This window comes from Streptomyces sp. NPDC002809, from assembly GCF_040295435.1.
Taxonomy (GTDB): Bacteria; Actinomycetota; Actinomycetes; order Streptomycetales; family Streptomycetaceae; genus Streptomyces.
In genome coordinates this window covers 22,175-40,954 of record NZ_JBEOVJ010000076.1, presented here as the reverse complement: position 1 = coordinate 40,954, position 18,780 = coordinate 22,175, and the positions used below count along the sequence as shown (strand labels likewise).

17 protein-coding genes are annotated in these 18,780 nt (G+C 72.0%); 8 read left to right on the top strand and 9 right to left on the bottom strand.

The features are described from left to right. Window positions 1-277: 277 nt before the first annotated feature. Both ABT025_RS31480 and ABT025_RS31475 read right to left on the bottom strand, forming a co-directional pair. Entirely contained in the window at window positions 278-799 is a 522-nt protein-coding gene (locus ABT025_RS31480; RefSeq protein WP_351001849.1) for an EF-hand domain-containing protein, read from the bottom strand. A 104-nt stretch (window positions 800-903) separates the two neighbouring features. Further along, window positions 904-1,272, bottom strand: a complete 369-nt coding sequence (locus ABT025_RS31475; protein ID WP_351001865.1) for an STAS domain-containing protein — start codon at window positions 1,270-1,272, stop codon at window positions 904-906. Window positions 1,273-1,671: 399 nt separating this feature from the next. Here ABT025_RS31475 and ABT025_RS31470 point away from each other — a divergent pair, with 399 nt between their 5' ends. Beyond that, entirely contained in the window at window positions 1,672-2,301 is a 630-nt protein-coding gene (locus tag ABT025_RS31470; RefSeq protein WP_351001847.1) for an RNA polymerase sigma factor, read from the top strand. A 56-nt stretch (window positions 2,302-2,357) separates the two neighbouring features. After that, complete coding sequence (locus ABT025_RS31465; protein WP_351001863.1) at window positions 2,358-3,662, top strand: maleylpyruvate isomerase N-terminal domain-containing protein; 1,305 nt, start codon at window positions 2,358-2,360, stop codon at window positions 3,660-3,662. A gap of 34 nt (window positions 3,663-3,696) precedes the next feature. On the opposite strand, the gene purU is transcribed toward ABT025_RS31465, so the two are convergent. Both purU and ABT025_RS31455 read right to left on the bottom strand, forming a co-directional pair. After that, a complete protein-coding gene (purU, locus tag ABT025_RS31460; protein WP_351001845.1) occupies window positions 3,697-4,575 on the bottom strand; it encodes a formyltetrahydrofolate deformylase in 879 nt (292 codons plus the stop codon). A gap of 28 nt (window positions 4,576-4,603) precedes the next feature. Further along, window positions 4,604-5,050 carry an SCO4402 family protein gene (locus ABT025_RS31455; RefSeq protein WP_266786353.1) on the bottom strand — a complete coding sequence of 149 codons (447 nt, stop codon included), beginning with the start codon at window positions 5,048-5,050 and terminating at the stop codon, window positions 4,604-4,606. A gap of 174 nt (window positions 5,051-5,224) precedes the next feature. On the opposite strand from ABT025_RS31455, the gene ABT025_RS31450 reads away from it, so the two are divergent. After that, window positions 5,225-6,505: an ABC transporter substrate-binding protein gene (locus ABT025_RS31450; RefSeq protein WP_351001843.1), complete on the top strand. Its 1,281-nt coding sequence runs from the start codon at window positions 5,225-5,227 to the stop codon at window positions 6,503-6,505. A gap of 49 nt (window positions 6,506-6,554) precedes the next feature. Here ABT025_RS31450 and ABT025_RS31445 read toward each other — a convergent pair whose 3' ends face one another. Next, a complete protein-coding gene (locus ABT025_RS31445; RefSeq protein WP_502972069.1) occupies window positions 6,555-8,075 on the bottom strand; it encodes a hypothetical protein in 1,521 nt (506 codons plus the stop codon). Window positions 8,076-8,338: 263 nt separating this feature from the next. Then, complete coding sequence (locus ABT025_RS31440; RefSeq protein WP_351001839.1) at window positions 8,339-9,721, bottom strand: NsdA family TPR-like regulatory protein; 1,383 nt, start codon at window positions 9,719-9,721, stop codon at window positions 8,339-8,341. 321 nt (window positions 9,722-10,042) lie between these two features. Between ABT025_RS31440 and ABT025_RS31435 the strand changes: the two genes are divergently transcribed. From ABT025_RS31435 to ABT025_RS31425, 3 genes are all read left to right on the top strand, one after another. Continuing rightward, window positions 10,043-10,699 carry a bifunctional DNA primase/polymerase gene (locus tag ABT025_RS31435; RefSeq protein WP_351001861.1) on the top strand — a complete coding sequence of 219 codons (657 nt, stop codon included), beginning with the start codon at window positions 10,043-10,045 and terminating at the stop codon, window positions 10,697-10,699. An 89-nt stretch (window positions 10,700-10,788) separates the two neighbouring features. Continuing rightward, on the top strand, window positions 10,789-11,619 hold the full coding sequence (locus ABT025_RS31430; RefSeq protein ID WP_351001837.1) for an ABC transporter ATP-binding protein: 831 nt from the start codon (window positions 10,789-10,791) through the stop codon (window positions 11,617-11,619). After that, a complete protein-coding gene (locus ABT025_RS31425) occupies window positions 11,616-13,265 on the top strand; it encodes a transporter (protein WP_351001835.1) in 1,650 nt (549 codons plus the stop codon). The genes ABT025_RS31430 and ABT025_RS31425 overlap by 4 nt, the downstream gene beginning before the upstream one ends. Window positions 13,266-13,299: 34 nt before the next feature. Here the strand turns inward: ABT025_RS31425 and ABT025_RS31420 are convergent, their stop codons facing one another. After that, window positions 13,300-14,193: an alpha/beta fold hydrolase gene (locus ABT025_RS31420; RefSeq protein ID WP_351001859.1), complete on the bottom strand. Its 894-nt coding sequence runs from the start codon at window positions 14,191-14,193 to the stop codon at window positions 13,300-13,302. 695 nt (window positions 14,194-14,888) lie between these two features. Next, a complete protein-coding gene (locus ABT025_RS31415; RefSeq protein ID WP_136328905.1) occupies window positions 14,889-15,581 on the bottom strand; it encodes an iron-dependent transcriptional repressor DtxR in 693 nt (230 codons plus the stop codon). Between the two features lie 206 nt (window positions 15,582-15,787). Between ABT025_RS31415 and ABT025_RS31410 the strand changes: the two genes are divergently transcribed. Both ABT025_RS31410 and ABT025_RS31405 read left to right on the top strand, forming a co-directional pair. Further along, the gene (locus ABT025_RS31410; protein ID WP_351001833.1) at window positions 15,788-16,543 is read left to right on the top strand and encodes an SIS domain-containing protein; all 756 of its coding nucleotides are present in this window, start codon (window positions 15,788-15,790) and stop codon (window positions 16,541-16,543) included. Window positions 16,544-16,599: 56 nt separating this feature from the next. Continuing rightward, a complete protein-coding gene (locus tag ABT025_RS31405) occupies window positions 16,600-17,163 on the top strand; it encodes a chloramphenicol phosphotransferase CPT family protein (RefSeq protein ID WP_351001831.1) in 564 nt (187 codons plus the stop codon). Between the two features lie 21 nt (window positions 17,164-17,184). On the opposite strand, the gene ABT025_RS31400 is transcribed toward ABT025_RS31405, so the two are convergent. Then, on the bottom strand, window positions 17,185-18,540 hold the full coding sequence (locus tag ABT025_RS31400) for a PAS domain-containing protein (RefSeq protein ID WP_351001829.1): 1,356 nt from the start codon (window positions 18,538-18,540) through the stop codon (window positions 17,185-17,187). Window positions 18,541-18,780 lie beyond the last annotated feature (240 nt).

Here is an 18,780-nt window from a genome sequence, read left to right as displayed (position 1 = left end):
TCCCCTGCACGGCCCCGGACCGGCCGTCCTGCGTCTGCGACGGTCGTGTCGCCGGTGTGCAGGCGCGAGTGCGGCCGGGTGGGGACGTGCAGGGGAGTCCCCGCAGGAAATGGCGTACGACCCGGGTACATCACGGTGCGGGGTGCACACGCCATTTCTGAGGAGACGCCCCGGAGGGGCACCACCCCCACCCACCGGGTAGCGGCGAACCCCGCACCCCACGGGAACACCCGCACCCCGGAAAGGGGCAACCGACACGCTGCCGCCCGCCCAAGGGCTACGCGTCGGGTTCGATCACCGTGAAGTATCCGGCGAGCGCCGCCACCGCCTCCGCCTCCGCGATCCGCCCGTCACGGTCGGCGTCCAGGCTCTGTGCGGCGAACGCCGCCGCGTCCGGGCTCGCGCCCAGGACCCGCAGGGCCCGCTCGACCGCCGGTACCCCGGCCGCGCCGTCGTCGTCCCGGTCGGCCACCGCGATCGCCGCTCGCAGGAAGGGGCGGGCGATCTCCGCGAAGCGCTCGGGGTTGTCGCGGAGCCGTTTCACCGCGCCGCCCACGAACTCCTCACGGGTGACCCGCTGGTCCCCGTCGACGTCGGCGATGCCCGCCATGCCCTGCCAGAACGCCTCGGCCCCGCTGTAGAGCGCCTGGCCCTTGTCGCAGCGGGCCGTCGTACCGAACTCGGTGAGAAGACGGGCCGCGGCGGCGTTGAAATCCGCGCGATCGATGTATCCGTTGCCGTCCTGGTCAAAGGCGGCGAAGCGGAAGGCGATCTTGCGCTCATACTCTGCGCTGTCCATGCGGGGAGCGTACGACGCCCGCAGGCGTCACGTGTCACTTACGCGCGTCACCGGTGTGACAACCCGGTATTAATCTTCGGGCGGACGGCTGGCCGGCGGCCGTTTCAGGCCGAGAGCGGCTGGGCTTCCTCGTCCACGGCGGCGTTCCGGTCCGGGTAGACCTCGAACAGCCGACGTACGCCCAGCGCGGCAAGCACCCGGTTGACGTGGGAGCCCTCCTCGGCTCCCCGGGCGGGGAGGATCAGCCGCAGGCGACCGCCGCAGGAGCGCATCAGGCGGCGGGAGGCGATCAGGACGCCGACGCCGCTGGAGTCGCAGAAGAAGACCTCGGAGAGGTCGAGCACCACGTTGTGGCAGCCCACGGCCACGGCGTCGTGGACGGACTGGCGGACCACGGGTGAGGTCACCAGGTCCAGTTCGCCGCGCATGTGCAGCACGGTCCACACGCCCTGCGCGGTCTCGGCCACTTCCAGCGGCTTCCGGGAACGTTCCTGGGCCGGCCAGGGGGTGTGGGACGTCGCAGCCGGAGGTTGGTTTCCAGGAGGGCATGGTGTGCTCACGCGACTGGGCCTCTCGTTCCGGGGATTCCGGGGGTTCCAGTGATCCGGAAGTTTGCGTTCCTCCTCGCGGCTGCCCCGGTGCACTCCCCATGAAACACCGCCTCACGGAGGAAGGCCCAGAACGGTTTCGGGCAGAAATGATCACTTCGGGTCCGATTCCGTCGCTGCGGGGCGCCGCATTCCCTACCATCCAGGGCGGTCGCGGGGACGTACTTGCCGTAAAGGGGCGTGCTCGGTCAGCCTTGCCGACTACATTCGATGTGACGAGGGGTACAGGGCGAGAGGCCCTGACGGCACAGGGCTGGGGGTCGCATGGCCAAAAACGCACCACCCCGCTGGGACCGCAGGATGCAGCAGCGTCTGGCACGCGGTGAGGCGGCCGCCCTCGGCGAGCTCTACGACCGGTTCGCCTCCCTCGTGCACAGCCAGGCCAACCGGATGCTCGACGACGAGAGCGCCGCGGACCTCGTCACCCGCGAGGTCTTCGGGTACGTGTGGGAGAACCCCGACGCCTACGACCCCAAGCAGGGCTCGATGCGCTCCTGGGTCGCCCGCCTCACCCACCGCGAATCCGTGCAGCGGCTGCGCAGGACCGCCGCCGCCCCGCGGGCGGACGACGCGTACGGCTCGTACGGCGGACGCGGGGAGGACGACGCGTACGAGGGGACCGGCGCCGACCCGGCCGGCCTGGAGGAGCGGGTGCGCCTGGCCACCGCGGCGGCCCGCGCCGACTACATCGTCGCGTCCATGCCGTCGCCGCTGCGGGCCGCGCTGGAGCTCGCGTACATCCAGCGCCGCGACTACCGGCAGACCGCGACCGACCTCGGGGTCACCGAGGACGAGGCGCGCCGCCGGCTGCGGCTGGGGCTGCAACTGCTGTCCACCGCGCACACCCGGCCGCTGGAGGGCTCCTCACCGCCCGGATACGGACGGTCGCTGTGACCGACGACGCCGACGGCCGCGACGAGGACGGCCACGAGGGAGACGGACGGGACGACATGGCGCGCGGCGCCCCGCGCATACCGGGCCCACGAGCCGCCGCGGACGACTTCGACCCGAGCCGGTTCGTCCCGCCACAGCCACCCGTGCACGTACCTCAGGAACCGGAACCTGCGCCGGAGCCGGCACGGGCGCAGGCGCGGCTCGATGACGATCCGCCCGGCCCGCCACCGCCGGCGCTCCCGCACCACGTCCTGAAGGCCCTTCTCGGAGCCTGGGCGCTGGCCGCGTGCTCGGCCGAGGAGACCGAGGCGGTGGAGGCGCACCTCACGGAATGCGCCCCCTGTGCGGAGGAGGCCCTGCGACTGCGCGACGCGGTCGGTCTGCTGCACACCGACCGCAGCCTGGACCTGGATCCGCTGCTCCGGACCCGGGTACTGGAGAACTGCCTGAGCCGCCGGCCGGCCAGGATCCCGGTCCCGGAGTGGGCCGCCGCGTACGACGCCGAGACGGCGCGGCTCGACGCGCTGCTGCGCGACATCGGCGACTCGGAGTGGCACGCCCCGGTGCGGCTGAAGTGGTTCGAGGACGAACGCGGGGTGAACCGCAAGACGACGGTCGCCGGTGTCATCGGTCATCTGATGACCGTCGACGGCCTGGTCAGCACCGCCCTCGGCCTCGACGACCCGCTCGCCGAAAGCGTCCCCGGCACCCCGCGCCGGGGCTCGGAACCGCCGCTCACGCCCACCTCGCGCACCGAGATGTACTGGTCCTCCGCCCGGCGCCCGCCGACCCGCAGCATCCGCGAACCGTGGCGCGAACAGAGCCACACCCTCATCCGGACCGCTTCCTTCGCGGGGCGCGGTGTCTCGGACCTCTCCGTCTCCTACGGCGACTTCGCCCTGCCGCTGCAGGACGCCCTGCTGGACCGGGCGTTCGAGTGCTGGGTGCACGCCGACGACATCGCGGACGCGGTGGACTACCCGTACGAGCCGCCCTCCGCCGCCCATCTGCACCGGATGATCGACCTGGCGGCGCGGCTCCTGCCGGCCGCCCTGGCCGTGCGGCGCCGGACGGGGCTCGCCGGTCCGGCCCGCCATCTGGTGACGGCCGGGTCCCCGGGCCGCTCGCTCCACCTGGAGGTCGAGGGCTCGGGCGGCGGCAACTGGTACATCGCGCTGGACTCCCCCGCCGCCGTCGGCTCGCCCGACCACACGGTGGCGCAGGTCGCGCTGGACGGTGTGGAGTTCTGTCAGCTGGTGGCGGGGCACGTGCCGCCCGTGGAGGCGGCGGCGGGGCAGCGCGGGGACCGCGACGCCATCCGGGACGTGCTCTTCGCCGCGGCCTCGCTCAGCAGGCTCTGAGGCCGCTCGGCGCTCCGGGACCGGCCGGTACGGGCTACGCGAAGATCACCGTACGGCGGCCGTTCAGCAGGATGCGCCGCTCCGCGTGCCACTTGACCGCGCGCGCCAGGGCCTGGCACTCCACGTCGCGCCCGATGGCGACCAGCTGGTCCGGCGTCACGCCGTGGGCCACCCGCTCGACCTCCTGCTCGATGATCGGACCCTCGTCGAGGTCGGCCGTGACGTAGTGCGCCGTCGCACCGATCAGCTTCACACCGCGGGCGTGCGCCTGGTGGTACGGCTTGGCACCCTTGAAGCTCGGCAGGAACGAGTGGTGGATGTTGATGATCCGACCGCTGAGCTGCTTGCACAGGTCGTCCGAGAGGACCTGCATGTAGCGGGCCAGGACGACCAGTTCCACGTTCTCCTCGCGGACCAGCTCCAGCAGCTGCGCCTCCGCCTCCGCCTTGTTCTCCCTGCTCACGGGGATGTGCCGGAAGGGGACGTCGTACGAGGCGACGAGCTCGGCGAACTCGGTGTGGTTGGAGACGACCGCCGCGATCTCGACCGGCAGCGCCCCGATCCTGGAACGGAACAGCAGGTCGTTGAGGCAGTGGCCGAACTTGCTGACCATCAGCACGACCCGCATCCGGTCCGAGGAGCGGTGGATCTGCCAGTCCATCCGGAACGAGTCGCCGATCGCGGCGAAGCTCGCCCGCAGCTTGTCGAGCGTCACCGGGCTGTCCGCCGAGAAGTGGACGCGCATGAAGAACAGACCCGTGTCGTGGTCCCCGAACTGCTGACTGTCCTCGATGTTGCAGCCGGTCATGAAGAGATAGCTCGACACGGCGTGCACGATGCCCTGTTTGTCGGGGCACGAGAGCGTGAGGACGTACTGCTCGGGGGCGGTCTCGGCAGGCTGCGGCGCGGTCATCCCCGTAGGGTGCCACACCGCCCCGATTTCAGGCGGTCCTGGTCATGATGCGGAGCACGTCCAGCGAGCGGGGCGGGACGTCGGGGTCCTCGCCGTCGTTCGTGGCGAGCAGCACATGGGCCTCGCGGGCGGCCCGGACGGCCTCCGGCCAGCCGTGATGCTCCAGATAGGCGGAGACGGGGGCGTCCGCGCCGACCTGGTGCATGATGCGCAGCACCCGCAGCACTGCGACGTCGACGAGGGCGGCCTCACCGGAGTCCCGGAAGACCGTGCCGACGTACTTCTCGGCGGACCAGTTGTCGAGCCAGGTGTCCTCGACCAGGCGGTACACGGCGTCGGTGACGTCGCCGTATCCCTCCCGGCCGGCCAGCCAGCACTCGTGATGGAAGACGGGGTCGGAGAGCATGTGCAGCGCCGAGCGCACGTTGCTGCGCCAGCGCCACCACGGAATGTCATTGAGCGGCATGCCGCCCATGGTGGAGGAGCGACGGCCGCGACGGGAAGAGTTCTCGGAACCTTGCTGCACGGTTGTCGATCGTACGTTCCCTTCCCGGCTTCCCGTACGGGCCCCTGTAATTCACCTGGACGTCACCGAGCGTTGAACGGAGCACACTGCGGCGTTACCCGGGGGCGGGAAGTGTCTGTGCCCATGACCGGACGGCGACGCCCCACCCTCCCCCGCCCCTTCGGATTGCTCACCGGTGCGGTGGCGGCAGGGGCTCTGCTGATGACCGGCTGCGGCGCACTCCCTGGGGCATCGGGGGGCTCCAGGGAGCCCGTCACCGTCGTGACCTGGGCGCCCAGCGGCGCCACGGGTGCGGACGCCGCCAACATGGCGGGCATGACCGCGATGGCGCAGACGTACGCCCGCTGGATCAACGGCGAGGGCGGGATCGACGGACACGAGCTGCGCGTGATCACCTGCGACGAGCAGGACACCTCGATCGGCGCGGGCAACTGCGCCCGCCGGGCCGTCAAGGAGAAGGCCGTCGCCGTCCTCGGCTCCTACAGCCGGCACGGACGGGCGTTCATGGCACCCCTCGAAGTCGCCGGGATCCCGTACATCGGCGGCTACGGCGCCTCCGAGGAGGAGTTCCGGAGTTACATGTCCTACCCGGTCACCGGCGGCCAGTCGGCGCTCCTGGCGGGCAACGCGAAGCAGCTGGCCGCCACCTGCGACCGGGTCTCACTCGTGCGTCCCGAAACCCTGGGCGGCGACAGCCAGGCGTGGCTCCTCAGCACCGGCCTCACCGCGGCCCACCGGCCCGCACCGGTCGACGTCCGGACCGCCGAGGAGGCCACGTCGTACGACGAGGCGGCCGGGCGCGCACTGGCGGGGGCGGGTTCCGACGGCGGCTGCGTGACGGCCGTGCTCGGTGACCGCACGGAGACGTTCTTCGACTCGTTCAGACGGCTGGAGCCGGCCGGCGGATCGGTGCGGGTCTCCTCGGTCCTCGGCAGCATCGGACAGCCGCTCATCGACCGCACCGGGGGCCGGAAGAGCCCGTTCGAGGGCGCGTACGTCACGGGGTGGTACCCGGCCCCCGGCGACAGCCGCTGGGATCTGATGCGGGAGGTCATCGACAAGCACGCCTTCGGCGACAACCGCATCGACCCCGACGACACGGGTGTGCAGACGACATGGATCGCCTACACCGCCCTGAAGTCGATCATCGAGTCGCTGGACGAGGCGGAGATCACGTCCCGGAAGGTCACCAAGGCCCTCAACGACGGCACACAGGTGAACACCGGCGGCCTCACTCCCGCGCTGCGCTGGCGCTACGAGGACATGATCGGCTCGTCCTCGTACCCGCGCATCGTGAACAGCAAGGTGACGTTCCAGGTCGTGCGCGACGGCCGGCTGGTCGCCGACAGGAAGGGCTTCGTGGATGTGACGCAGACCCTGTCGGACGCCAGTGCGACCGGCTGAGACCCCGGTCCCGGCACCGGCACCCGGGGTCTCCTGGCGGGGACCGCACTCAGAGTGCGGTGGACGCGCGCTTCGTCAGTCCGTACTTCGTCGCGATGGCGTTCCACAGCTTGGACGCCTGCTTCTTGGCCTGGGTCGCCTCGCCGCTCTGGACGTTGGCCTGCTGGAACTGCGAGGTCGAGCGGGCCTTGCCCTTCTTGCACACCTTCTTGCTCTTCGCCTGCTGCGCCCACGCCGCGTAGTGGTCGTCCGCCGAGGCGGACGCCTGCCAGGCCTTGGTGAGCGACGTGGTCAACTCGCCGTTGTCCGGAAGCTTGTCGACCGAAAGGTCCTTGAGCCGGGTCACCAGATCGCGACGCTGCTGGGCGGCACTCTTGAGATCGGCCACGGCGTTGTCCAGGTCGGTGCAGGTCTTGGCCTTCTCGACCGCGCCGATCACCGCGGACCGGCTGTTGTTGCTGTCCGCGAGCAGCTTGTCGAGCGCTTCGGCCTGCGGCTTCGCCGGGTCCACCGGATCCTTGGCGGAAGGCTGGGCGGAGGGTGAACTCGCCGCCGTCACCGGCTGCTTGCCTTCCTCGGCCTTGTTGTCGTCGCCACCGCTCATCAGGGCGCCGGCACCGAGCCCGATCACGGCACAGCCGACGACGACCGCGGCGATCAGCGGGACGTGCGCGGACCTCTTCCGCCGCACGGTCTGCCCGTCCTGCGGCAGCCCGTCCTCGGGGCCGGTGTACGAGGGCGCCTGCTGGTACGCCTGCGGGGGCGGCCCGCCCTGGTACTGCTGCTGCCCGCCCTGCGGCGGGTACTGCTGGTGCTGCTGGTGCTGCGAGGGATCGAACTGGGGCATCTGCTGTGTGGCGCCCGCGGGTTCGTCGCTGCGGAAGAGGTTGTCGAACTCGGCGGGCGGCTGCCGCTCACCGGGCGCTCCGGGCCGGATGCCGTACGGGGCACCGCCGGGCACGGGCGGTATGTACTGGGTCGCGTCGGCGTCCTGGCCGCCCTGCGGGGGCTGCGGCGCGGCGTGACCGCCGGGCGGCTGGTACGCCTGCTGCTGGGCGTGGCCCAGGAACTGCGTGGACTCCGCGGGGTTCTCCCGCGGCAGGCCGCCCGGCCCGGGTCCGCCGGGCACCGGCGCGATGTACTGCGTGGCGTCCACGTCGCCACCCCCACCGGGCACCGCCTCGGGCGGCAACGGCTGGGCGTACGGCGACGGCTGATGGTTCTGGTTCTGGTTCTGGTGGGACTGCTGGTGCTGCTGGTGCTGTTGGGCGGGCTGCTGCGGCTGGGCCTGCGGAAGCTGGCCGTACCCCGGAACCTGCTGACCCTGCCCGTACTGCCCGTGCTGCGCCTGCTGCCCGTACGGCCCCGGCTGCCGGCCCGCCCCGTACGCGCCGCCCTGCGGGTCCTGCCCGTACGCGCCCTGGCCACCCTGCTGCTGCCCCTGCTGCGCAGGGTCCTGGTGGGGCGCCTGCGACCCCCAGGGCTGCCCCCACGGCTGACCGCCTGCCGGGGCGGCCTGGTCCGCGGGTCCCCCCGGCGTCCAGGGCTCGCCGCCACCCGCGGGCAGCACGACGCCCTCGTGCGCGGGTCGTACAGCAGGGAGCTGCTGCTCGTCACCCTGTCCGCTCTGTGTCACCGGGACTCCTACGTGTGAACCTATGGAATCGTCGGCTCACGCTATCGGGTGGTCCCTGCCGTTCGCCAAGCGCGTGTTGTGGCTCACCACCCCTTCACAGCAGCTGTAACACGCAGCGGCCTCAAGACGCAGTTAAGGGGCGCCCGCGCGATTCCGCGCTCACCTGAGGGGAGTGCGGGTCCCGGACCGCTCCCCCCTCAGGCCGCCTGAAGCTCCAGACGGGCTCCGAACTCCCGCACCGCGGGCTCGTCCCCGTACGGCAGCAGACGCTGTTGCAGATCGTCCAGATACTCCGCGCCCCGGCTGGAGCGCACCGTGCCGAGCAGCTCCATCGCACGCGTCCCGGTGTGGCAGGCCTGCTCCACCTCACGCAGCTGCACCTGCGCCGCGGCCAGCAGGGCCAGACCGATGCCCCGGCGACGGGCACGGGACTCCGGCAGACCGCCCAGGGCCTCCTTCGCCCGGCGCGCGGCCGCCTCCGCCTGGCCGAGGTCACGGTGGCAGTGCGCCAGCTCGTCGGCCAGATACGCGTGGTCGAAGTGGACGATCCAGTCGGGGTCGTCACCGCTGTCCGGGTCGGCCTGCTCCAGCGCCGCCATCGCCCGGCCCGCCACCGCCTGCGTGGTACGGGCATCCCCGAGCAGTGCGTGGCCCCGGGCCTCGGCCGCGTAGAACATCGCCTCCGCCCGTGGCGTGACCCGCCCCCGCGCGCCCTCCTGCGCCGCCCTGGCCAGCTGGGCGATCTCCCGCGGATTGCCCAGCTGGGCCGCGAGATGGCTCATCGAGGCGGCCAGGACATAGCCGCCGTAGGCGCGGTCGCCCGCCGCCTGGGCCAGGCGCAGCGCCTGGATGTAGTAGCGCTGGGCGAGGCCCGGCTGACCCGTGTCGATCGCCATGTACCCGGCGAGCTCGGTGAGCCGCGCGACGGCTCCGAACAACTGCCGCCCGGTCGACTCCCGGTACGCCCCCGAGAGCAGTCCGGAGACCACGCTGTTCAGGTAGTGCACCAGGACCGGCCGCACATGACCGCTGCCGAACCGGTGGTCCAGGTCGATCAGTGCGGCCGTCGTCGCCCGCACCGCCTCGACGTCCGGCATCCCGACCCGGGCCCCGGCCACCCGTGCGACCTGCGGGTCCGCGCCGGTGATCAGCCAGTCCCTGCTGGGCTCGACCAGCGCCGAGGACGCGACCGCGGAACCGGACAGGAAGTCCCGGCGGCCGACGTCGCTGCGCCACAGCTCGCAGACCTGCTCGATCGCGCCGATCACCGTCGGGGCGAACTGCAGGCCGACGCCCGAGGCCAGGTTCTTGCCGTTGGCCATCCCGATCTCGTCGATCGTGACCGTACGGCCGAGCTTGCGGCCGAGCGCCTCGGCGATGATTCCCGGCGCCCTGCCGCGTGGCTGCTGCCCGCGCAGCCAGCGGGCCACGGAGGTCTTGTCGTAACGGAGGTCGAGCCCGCGCTCGGCCCCGACCATGTTGACGCGGCGGGCGAGGCCCGCGTTGGAGCATCCGGCTTCCTGAATGAGCGCCTGGAGCCGTTCGTTCGGCTGGCGTGCGACGAGAGGCCTGGCTGCCATGATTCTCCCCCTGAGGCCGCAGTGATCATTGAGGAATCACTGCCCGACATATGCCTGAGAAATTCGCCGATTCATCGTGTTGGTCACTTTTGACGCGTCTCCGCCCTTTCCTCCCGGCACGCACCCTAGACTGCCGATCGGACTGTGCCGGATCTCCGGTATGTGGCTACCCGCCCGCCGCCGCCGTCCCTCCCGAGCGCCCCCACACGTGCATCGATGCGCCCCGTGTGCGGGAGCGTTGCACCGCAACCGTGCTCAACGCGCCCGTAACCCCAGGTGGCAGCGGGAGTTGTGCTGTGCGTGGAAGAGCCCATCGGAGTCATGGAAGCCGCACAGGTCCCCCAACAGCGAGCCGAGCAACTGCTCGACGCCGCGGTGCGGTACGCGGAGGAGCGGCACTGGGACGTGTGCCCGGGCGCCTGGCTGGAGCCGGCGGACGGCGCGGAACGGTGCTCGTGCGGTGAGGCCGGCTGCGCGGCGCCCGGCGCCCACCCGACCCGGGCCGACTGGGCGGGACGGGCCACCGGCAGCGGCGCTGCGGCCCGCCGGATGTGGTCGCAGCAGCCGCGCGCCTCGATCCTGCTGCCGACCGGCCGCGTCTTCGACGCCATCGACGTACCGGAGTCGGCGGGCTTCCTGGCACTGGCCCGGATGGAGCGGATGAGCCTGCCGCTCGGACCGGTCACCCGCACCCCCGACCGCCGGATGCAGTTCTTCGTCCTGCCCGGCGCCGCCGCCAAGGCCGAAGGCCTCGTCCGGAAGGTCGGCTGGGACGCCGCGGCGATCGGGCTGCGCGGAATCGGCGAGGGCCGCTACATCGCCGCCCCGCCGACCCGCATCGGCGGTGCCGGTGCCGTGCAGTGGGCCCGCAGCCCCTCCACGACCAACCGCTGGCTGCCCGAGGTGGACGAGCTCATCAGCCCGCTCGCCTACGCCTGCGGGCGCGAAGCCGCCGACGCGCGGAGCCGCCTTTCGTAGGGTGGCCCCAAGCAGGAGCGTCCTGCCGTGGGGTGCGACGCAGTCCGCCACGGCCGGACGCTCCGAGGGGACTTCGAAGGGCGTGCAGCATGCCGGACCGGACAGACACCGACGGGGCCGACCTGGCCGTCGAGCCCGATGCCCCGCGGGCGGCTCCGCCCGCCGTACGCGTGGAAGGGCTGTGGAAACGTTTCGGCGACCACACCGCCGTGGCCGGAATCGATCTGGTGCTGCCCGCGGGCAAGTTCATCGGCCTGGTCGGCCCCAACGGCGCCGGAAAGACCACCACCCTGTCCATGGTCACCGGCCTGCTCCGCCCCGACCTGGGGCGGATCGAGATCGGCGGCCGGGACGTCTGGCGCGACCCGGTCGAGGTGAAGTCCCGCATCGGCGTCCTGCCGGAGGGCCTGCGGCTCTTCGAGCGTCTCTCGGGACGTGAACTCCTCGTCTACACCGGAAGGTTGCGCGGGCTGCCCGGCAACGAGGTGGACAGCAGGGCCACCCAGCTGCTGGACGTCCTGGACCTGGCGGGCGCCCAGCACAAGCTCGTCATCGACTACTCGACGGGCATGCGCAAGAAGATCGGGCTCGCCGCGGCGCTGCTGCACAACCCCGAAGTGCTCTTCCTGGACGAACCGTTCGAGGGCGTCGACCCGGTGTCGGCCCAGACCATCCGCGGAGTGCTGGAGCGCTACACCGGGTCGGGGGCGACCGTCGTCTTCTCCAGCCATGTGATGGAGCTCGTCGAGTCGCTCTGCGACTGGGTGGCGGTCATGGCGGCGGGCACCATCCGCGCCCAGGGCACCCTCGCCCAGGTGCGCGGCGACGCGTCCTCGCTCCAGAACGCCTTCCTGGAGCTCGTCGGCGCGGGCGGCCGCGACAACGGCGCCACCCTGGACTGGCTCGGCGGTGCCCGATGAGCGTGCTCGACGCCCCGACCGCCTCCGGCCCCCGCACGAGCGGACCGGCGGGCGGTACGGAACTGATCCCCGTCCTCGTAGGGCTCAAGCTCGCCCTGCTCCGCAACGGGCTGCGGCAGTCGGCCGGCCGCCGGGCCGTGTACATCGCCTCAGTCGTCGCCACCCTGCTGATCGCCCTGGGCCAGTTGATCGGGCTGATCGCGCTGCGCGGCCACGCCCACGCGGGCTCCCTCGTCGTGCTGCTGGCCGCGGTGCTGGCGCTCGGCTGGGCCGTGATGCCGCTCTTCTTCGCCGCCGGCGACGAGACCCTCGACCCGAGCCGCCTCGTGATGCTGCCGCTGCGGCCCCGGCCCCTGATCACCGCGCTGCTGGTCTCCTCGCTGGTCGGCATCGGTCCGCTGTTCACACTCTGCCTCGCGGCCGGATCGGTGGTCGCCGTGGCAAACGGGGCGGGTGCGGCAGTGTTCGCCGTCCTGGCGGCCCCGCTGACCCTGCTGGTCTGCGTCGCGCTGGCGCGGGCCGTCGCCACCGCCAACACCCGTCTGCTGACCTCCCGCAAGGGCCGCGATCTGGCGGTGCTCAGCGGGCTGGTGATCGCGGTCGGGATCCAGGCCGTCAACTTCGGCGTGCAGCGGCTCGGGCAGGCGGGCGGCCTCTCCGCACTCGACCCGGCGGCGGACGTGGTGCGCTGGCTGCCGCCCGCCTCGGCGATCGGCTCCGTGGACTCCGCGTCCCAGGGGGCGTACGGGCGGGCCGCCGTGCAGCTGCTCCTCTGCGCCGCCGCGCTGGTCCTGCTGGTGGTGCTGTGGCGGCGCAGTCTGGAGAAACTGATGACGGCGCCGGACGGCTCGACGCTCCCCGCCGCCGAACCGGCCCGGAAGTCCGGCCGGGAGGGCTCCGGCCTGTGGGCGCTGTTCCCCGAGGGACGCACCGGCACGGTGATGCAGCGCAGCCTGCGGTACGTCGCACGGGACCCGAAGACCAAGGCCGCCTGGGTGGCGGCGCTGGCGATCGGGCTGATCGTGCCGCTGCTCAACGCCCTTCAGGGCACGGGGTCGGTCTACTTCGCCTGCTTCGGCGCCGGAATGCTCGGCATCCAGATGTACAACCAGTTCGGGCAGGACACCTCGGCGTTCTGGATGGTGGCGCTGACGATCTCCTCGACCCGTGACGCGTACCTCGAACTGCGGGCGCGGGCCCTGGCCCTGCTGCTGATCACCCTCCCGTACACGGTCCTGGTCACTGTCGTGACGGCGGCGGTGCTCGGGGACTGGGCCGTGCTGCCGGGGGTCATGGGGCTGTCGTTCGCCCTGCTCGGCGCGATGCTGGCGACGGGTGCGGTGGCCTCGGCGAACTTCCCGTACTCGATCCCGCAGGACGGCGCGTTCAAGAACGTGGCCCCCGGACAGGCCGGGCTCGCCTGGATCTCCATCCTCGGCGGCATGGTCTCGGCGGCGCTGCTGTGCGCACCCGTGATCGTTCTGACGGTCTGGCTGCACCTCGCCGACACGGCGGGGTGGCTGTGGCTTCTGGTGCCGGTGGGTGCCGCGTACGGGACGCTGATCGCCTGGGGCGGGCTGCGGGTCGCCGCGCCGCGCACGGCGGACCGGCTGCCGGAGATCCTGACGGCGGTCAGCAAGGGGTGACGGGCGCGGCGGCCGGGGCGCCGGGCCCGGTCGTTCACGGAGCCACCGGCTCCCGGTCCTCCTGGGCGTCCTCGGCGAGCTGCTCCAGGAAGGGTTCGACCGCGGCCCGCCAGCCCTCGGGCTGGTCGTAGTGGACGAGATGGCCGGCGTCGGCCACTTCCGCGTACTGCCCGCGGGGCAGCACCCGGACCATCTCCTGGGCCTCCGCCCGGCCCAGCTCGCCGTCCAGGCCGCGGAGCACCAGGGTGGGGCAGCTGACCTGTGCCAGCTCCTCCCAGTGCGCGTCGAAGACCCAGGTGGCACGGGAGGTGAGCATCTGCCGGCGGGAGAAGACGGGCCGCCAGCCGTCGGCGCGCTCGGCCATCACCTCGGCGAAGAACTCGCCGCGGGCCGGGTTGGGGCGCTCCACCCAGGGGTCGTCCTCGCCGAACCACTTCCGTACGTCGGCCAGGGTGGCGAACGGGACCGGCCAGGAATCGAACCAGTCCTCCCACTCCCGCTGCGAGGCCGCGCCGAGTGCGGAGGCCCGCATGTCGCAGATGACCAGGGCCCTGACGAGGTCGGGGCGCTTCGCGGCGAGCTGCCAGGCGGTGAGCGCTCCCATCGAATGCCCGACAAGGGTGACGGGGGCGAGGCCGAGCTGTTCGATCGCGGCCTCGGCGTCGGCGACGTACGCGTCGCGGGTGTACGGACCCTCGGCCGGCTTCTCGCTGCGGCCGTGTCCTCGCTGGTCGAGGCCGACCGCCCGGTGCCGCTCGGCGAGCCAGCGGGTGGTGGGGGCCCAGTGCGAGGCCCGGCCCATCAGCCCGTGGAGCAGTAAGACGCTCCCGGCACGGTCGCTCTCCGCCTGCCCCTTGGGCGGGTCGGCGAACTCCCAGGCCGCGAGGCGTACGCCGTCGGTTCCGGTCACATCGATGCGCCGCACCATGTGTTCTGGCACCCCCTTCTGGTCCTCGATCACCATGTGGTCGCGCCGGCCAGACTATCGAACCTTTATTCGAAAACCGGGTTCCGGCACACAACACCGCTCGTTCGAGTGACCGCCTCCCAGGGTTGACGTCGGCCACGGAGGGGAGATCTTCTCCGGGAGGCGGGCCACTCGGGGATGAGGGCTCGCGGGAACCGACCTCGAGAGCTCGGGGCTCCAGGTCGGAACAGGGGAGGACAGGCCCCGGCGCCTTGCGGCGCCGGGGCCATCCGTTCTTTCCGGGCCGCCTGTGCCGGGGCGGAATGCGGCTGGGAGGGCGCGCGTCACAGGCGCGTGCGCCGGAGCCGCCTGCGGGGCTCCAGGAGTCCTCTCCCGGCGCGCAGGCCGGACATGCCAGTACGACGGGCGCATTCCCTGCTCCCCTCCCCGACCGCACGGCCATACGGCCGACACTCTCAGGTATCCCTCCGCGACAGCCTGGCACGCGATCCGCCCGGGCGCTGCAATTCCGGATGGAAAAACGGAAAACGGACGACAGCAATCGCTGATCGTCCGCCACCCGCATTTCGGCGCTTGCTCACAACCCGAGCATCACCGTGCTCAGAGCTTCGCCCCGTTCCGCCACGTCCCCGGGTCCGGTGCCCGCCCGGGGCTCACCACTCGCCCGTGTCCGGCGCTCGCTCAGCCCCTTGGGCTCAGCGCTTCGCCACGAACACGTGCGAAGCGACCTCGGAGTCCAGCTCCGCCGCCTCGCCGCTGCTGCCGACCAGCACTCCGCCGGGCGACTGGGTCACGCTGACCACGGAACCGGGCTGCACGCCCGCCCGCCGCAGCGTGTACATCAGCTGGGCGTCCGTCTGGATCGGCTCACCGATCCGGCGGACCACCACCGTCTTGCCGTCGGCGCCCGGGTCGAGCTCCGACAGGCTCACCATGCCCTCGTCGAGGAACGGGTCGGCCTCGGCCTTCTCGCCCAGCTCCTCCAGGCCCGGGATGGGATTCCCGTACGGAGACTCCGTCGGGTGGCGCAGCAGCTCCAGCACCCGCCGCTCCACGGCCTCGCTCATCACATGTTCCCAACGACATGCCTCGGCGTGGACCTGCTCCCATTCCAGGCCGATCACGTCGACGAGCAGGCACTCGGCGAGCCGGTGCTTGCGCATCACGCGGGTCGCCAGCCGGCGACCTTCCTCCGTCAGCTCCAGGTGCCGGTCACCCGCGACCTGCACCAGGCCGTCGCGCTCCATCCGCGCCACCGTCTGGCTGACGGTCGGACCACTCTGGTCCAGCCGTTCAGCGATCCGGGCGCGCATGGGGACCACGCCTTCCTCTTCGAGTTCGAGGATGGTGCGGAGATACATCTCGGTTGTGTCGATCAGTCCGGACATTCGTGCCCCTCGATGCTGTCGTGCGCTGGCCCTCGTCCAATTCTGACGCATAGCACGGACAACCGTGCCTCACCGTCCGAAGGAGCTCCCCCGATGGGGCCGGGAACGGCCCGCGCGGTATTGACATGTCACTGGTCCAGACCGCAACGTGATCGGCGGTACGGACGCCCCAGGGACACCCCACTCCGCCGGAAAGGCCCTCCTCGATGAGCGAAAGCAAGCTGGCCGGTCAGTTCTTCGACGCAGCGATCGGCCTGCTGGAGCGCGTGCGCGACGAGGAGTCGGACGCCATCGCGGCAGCCGGTGACGCGATCGCCGACACCGTCGTGGCCGGCGGCAGACTCTTCGCCTTCGGAGCCGGGCACTCCTCGCTGGCCGCCCAGGACGTCGTCTACCGCGCGGGCGGACTCGCCCTCATGAACGTGCTGGCCGTCCCCGGCACCCTGGGCGTCGACGTCATGCCGGCGACCCTCGGCTCCGCCCTGGAGCGGGTCGACGGCCTCGCCGGCGCGGTGCTCGACTCCAGCCCCGCGAAGGCCGGCGACGTCCTCGTGATCATCTCGCTCTCCGGACGCAACGCCCTGCCCGTGGAGATGGCGCTGAACGCACGCGCGCTGGGCCTGAAGGTCATCGGCGTCACCTCGGTCGCGTACGCGGAAGGCACCCGGTCCCGGCACAGCTCGGGCGGATTCCTCCGGGACCACTGCGACATCGTCCTCGACAGCAAGATCTCCATCGGCGACGCGGAGCTGGACGTCGACGGCATCGAGGCGCCCTTCGCCCCCGCGTCGACGGTCGTCACCAGCGCGATCATGCAGGCGATGATGGCCGCCGCGGCGGAGCGACTGCTGGAGCGGGGCGTCGAGCCGCCGCTGCTGCGGTCGGGCAACGTCGACGGGGGCCACGAGTGGAACGGCCGCGTGATGGCGCAGTACGCGGACCGGATCTTCTACCGGCACTGAGGCCGGCCGGTCAGCGGACTCCCGAGCCGGACCGGCCACCGTGCGATCATCCCGATATGGCATCTGGTCGGATCATCTTCCTGAACGGCACGTCCAGTTCGGGGAAGTCGAGCATCGCCCGGGAACTCCTGGACATCCTGGACGACGGAGTGTTCTTCCACCTGGCGGTCGACAGCTTCAACGCGATGCGCACCAAGCGGGAGCTCGGTGCACAGGAGCTCGACGCCGCGCTGCGACGGACCAGGATGGGGTTCCACCGCTCGATCGCGGCCATGGCCGAGGTCGGCAACGACATCGTGGTCGACCATGTGCTGAGCGAGCCGTGGCGTCTGGTCGACTGCCTGACGGTGCTGCCGCCCGAGAACGTGCTGTTCGTCGGCGTCCACTGCTCGCTGGACGAGCTCACCCGGCGCGAGCAGGCCAGGGGCGACCGCCCGTCTGGCCTCGCCGCGTTCCAGTACGACCTGGTCCACGCCCACGGCGACTACGACATGGTGTGCGACAGCGGCACGGCAAGCCCGCGCGCATGCGCGGAGAGCATCCGGGAGTTCCTCCCGCACCGCCCCAGCCCCACCGCCTTCAGCCGCCTCCGCCGACAGCACCTGGCGGACGCCCGATAGGGCCTGGGCCTTCCGTTCCGATCATGGCGGGACCGTCCCCAGCGCCTGGTGCAGGTCCACCGACGCCGCCACCCGGTCCGCCACGCTCTCCGCGTACACCGCGTCCGGGCGCTCGAAGGCGGCGCGGTGGGACGCGCGCAGGAACGTCACCACCCCCAGCGTCCGTCCCCGGCTCCGCAGCACCACGCACAGGGCGTGCACCGAATCGGCCGGCCACCGGCGCTCCGCCGCCCACTCCCCCGCCGCCTGCGCCGAACCGGCACCGGCCGAGGCCCGCACCGACCCCGTACGGTCCACCGCCTGCAGGGCCGGGTGCCCCGGCGCGTACCGCAGCGGGATGCCGCCGCCGGCCACCTGCAGGCACGGGCCGGGCGCGTCGGACGGCGTTTCCGCCGCGCGCACCAGCCGCTCCCCCACCACCAGATCGATCAGCGCATGGTCGGCGAAGCCCGCGAGCGCGTAGTCCAGCGACGACGTGGCCGCCTCCATCGGGTCCTCGCACTCGGCGGCCGACCGCGAGGCCCGGTGCAGCTGACTGGACCGGAACCGCACCCGGTCCGCGTCCTGGGCCGCCAGCTTCGCCGCCGTCACGTCCTGGAACAGCCAGCCGACACCCAGCGGCACCGGCTCCTCCGCGAGCGGCGAGGCCAGCCGCAGGAATCCGCTGCGCCAGCAGCGCCGCCGGTCGCCGTCGCCCGTACGCAACGTCACCCACAGCTCGGCGGGGGCGGACGGCGCGCCCTCGGCCAGTACGTGCTGGAGGGCGCCCTCCAGGTCCTCGACGCCCTGCACGATCAGCTCACCGAGCGGCCGGCCCAGCAGCGTCGTCCGGCCGCCGCCCAGCGCGCGGGCGGCGTGTGCGTTGACGACGGTCGGCCGCAGGTCCACGTCCACCAGGACGACACCCCACGACGCCTCCTCGAACAGTGCCTCGCTCAGCGCGATGGACCGTTCCAGATCGATCTGCGCATGGACCTCGCTGAAGGCGCAGTAGACCCCGGCGGGCTTCCCGTCCGCGCCGCGCACCCCGGCCGACTGGGTCCGCACGAGCACCCGCCCGCCGTCCTTGCGCAGCAGCGCGAACTCGTGCACCTGCCGCCCGGGCCCGTCCATGACGGCCATCAGCCGCCCCTGCACCTCCCCGGCGTCCGCCCGCCGCACGGCCCACCCGGCGAACCCGGGCCGCCCGACGGCCTCCCCGGCCGACCAGCCGAGAATCCGCTCGGCCTCACGGTTCCAGTGGGTGACGGTCCCGTCCGCGTCGAAGGCGCACAGCGCGGCGTCCATCCCGTCGAGGAGAGCCGCCAGCAGCTCCGCCCCGGGAATCGGATCGGGACCGAGAGCATCGGTCGTCCCGCTGCTCGTGGAAGCACTCATCCCGGACCCCCTGCAGGACGTGTCCGCCATTGCCGCACGTCAGACCATTCAACTCGAACGTGACCCAGCACACAGCGACTTCCCCGAAATCGATGGCTCCGATTAATTCGGTTGTGCGGTGCCGGGGAGCTTTCTAGGCTGAAGCCACACGTAGGGAAAGGAGGTGTTCCGGAAGTGATTTCTTCTCGGACTCGTGAGGTGACTGCGGGCTGACGCCCGTTGTCGCGCTCTTGCAGTGCA

Excerpts from the sequence above, each read along its gene's own strand:
- ABT025_RS31480 (WP_351001849.1), bottom strand. The coding sequence starts at position 799 with ATGGACAGCGCAGAGTATGAGCGCAAGATCGCCTTCCGCTTCGCCGCC.
- ABT025_RS31470 (WP_351001847.1), top strand. The coding sequence starts at position 1,672 with ATGGCCAAAAACGCACCACCCCGCTGGGACCGCAGGATGCAGCAGCGT.
- ABT025_RS31465 (WP_351001863.1), top strand. The coding sequence starts at position 2,358 with ATGGCGCGCGGCGCCCCGCGCATACCGGGCCCACGAGCCGCCGCGGAC.
- purU (WP_351001845.1), bottom strand. The coding sequence starts at position 4,575 with ATGACCGCGCCGCAGCCTGCCGAGACCGCCCCCGAGCAGTACGTCCTC.
- ABT025_RS31455 (WP_266786353.1), bottom strand. The coding sequence starts at position 5,050 with ATGGGCGGCATGCCGCTCAATGACATTCCGTGGTGGCGCTGGCGCAGC.
- ABT025_RS31450 (WP_351001843.1), top strand. The coding sequence starts at position 5,225 with ATGACCGGACGGCGACGCCCCACCCTCCCCCGCCCCTTCGGATTGCTC.
- ABT025_RS31440 (WP_351001839.1), bottom strand. The coding sequence starts at position 9,721 with ATGGCAGCCAGGCCTCTCGTCGCACGCCAGCCGAACGAACGGCTCCAG.
- ABT025_RS31435 (WP_351001861.1), top strand. The coding sequence starts at position 10,043 with ATGGAAGCCGCACAGGTCCCCCAACAGCGAGCCGAGCAACTGCTCGAC.
- ABT025_RS31430 (WP_351001837.1), top strand. The coding sequence starts at position 10,789 with ATGCCGGACCGGACAGACACCGACGGGGCCGACCTGGCCGTCGAGCCC.
- ABT025_RS31425 (WP_351001835.1), top strand. The coding sequence starts at position 11,616 with ATGAGCGTGCTCGACGCCCCGACCGCCTCCGGCCCCCGCACGAGCGGA.
- ABT025_RS31420 (WP_351001859.1), bottom strand. The coding sequence starts at position 14,193 with ATGGTGCGGCGCATCGATGTGACCGGAACCGACGGCGTACGCCTCGCG.
- ABT025_RS31415 (WP_136328905.1), bottom strand. The coding sequence starts at position 15,581 with ATGTCCGGACTGATCGACACAACCGAGATGTATCTCCGCACCATCCTC.
- ABT025_RS31410 (WP_351001833.1), top strand. The coding sequence starts at position 15,788 with ATGAGCGAAAGCAAGCTGGCCGGTCAGTTCTTCGACGCAGCGATCGGC.
- ABT025_RS31405 (WP_351001831.1), top strand. The coding sequence starts at position 16,600 with ATGGCATCTGGTCGGATCATCTTCCTGAACGGCACGTCCAGTTCGGGG.
- ABT025_RS31400 (WP_351001829.1), bottom strand. The coding sequence starts at position 18,540 with ATGAGTGCTTCCACGAGCAGCGGGACGACCGATGCTCTCGGTCCCGAT.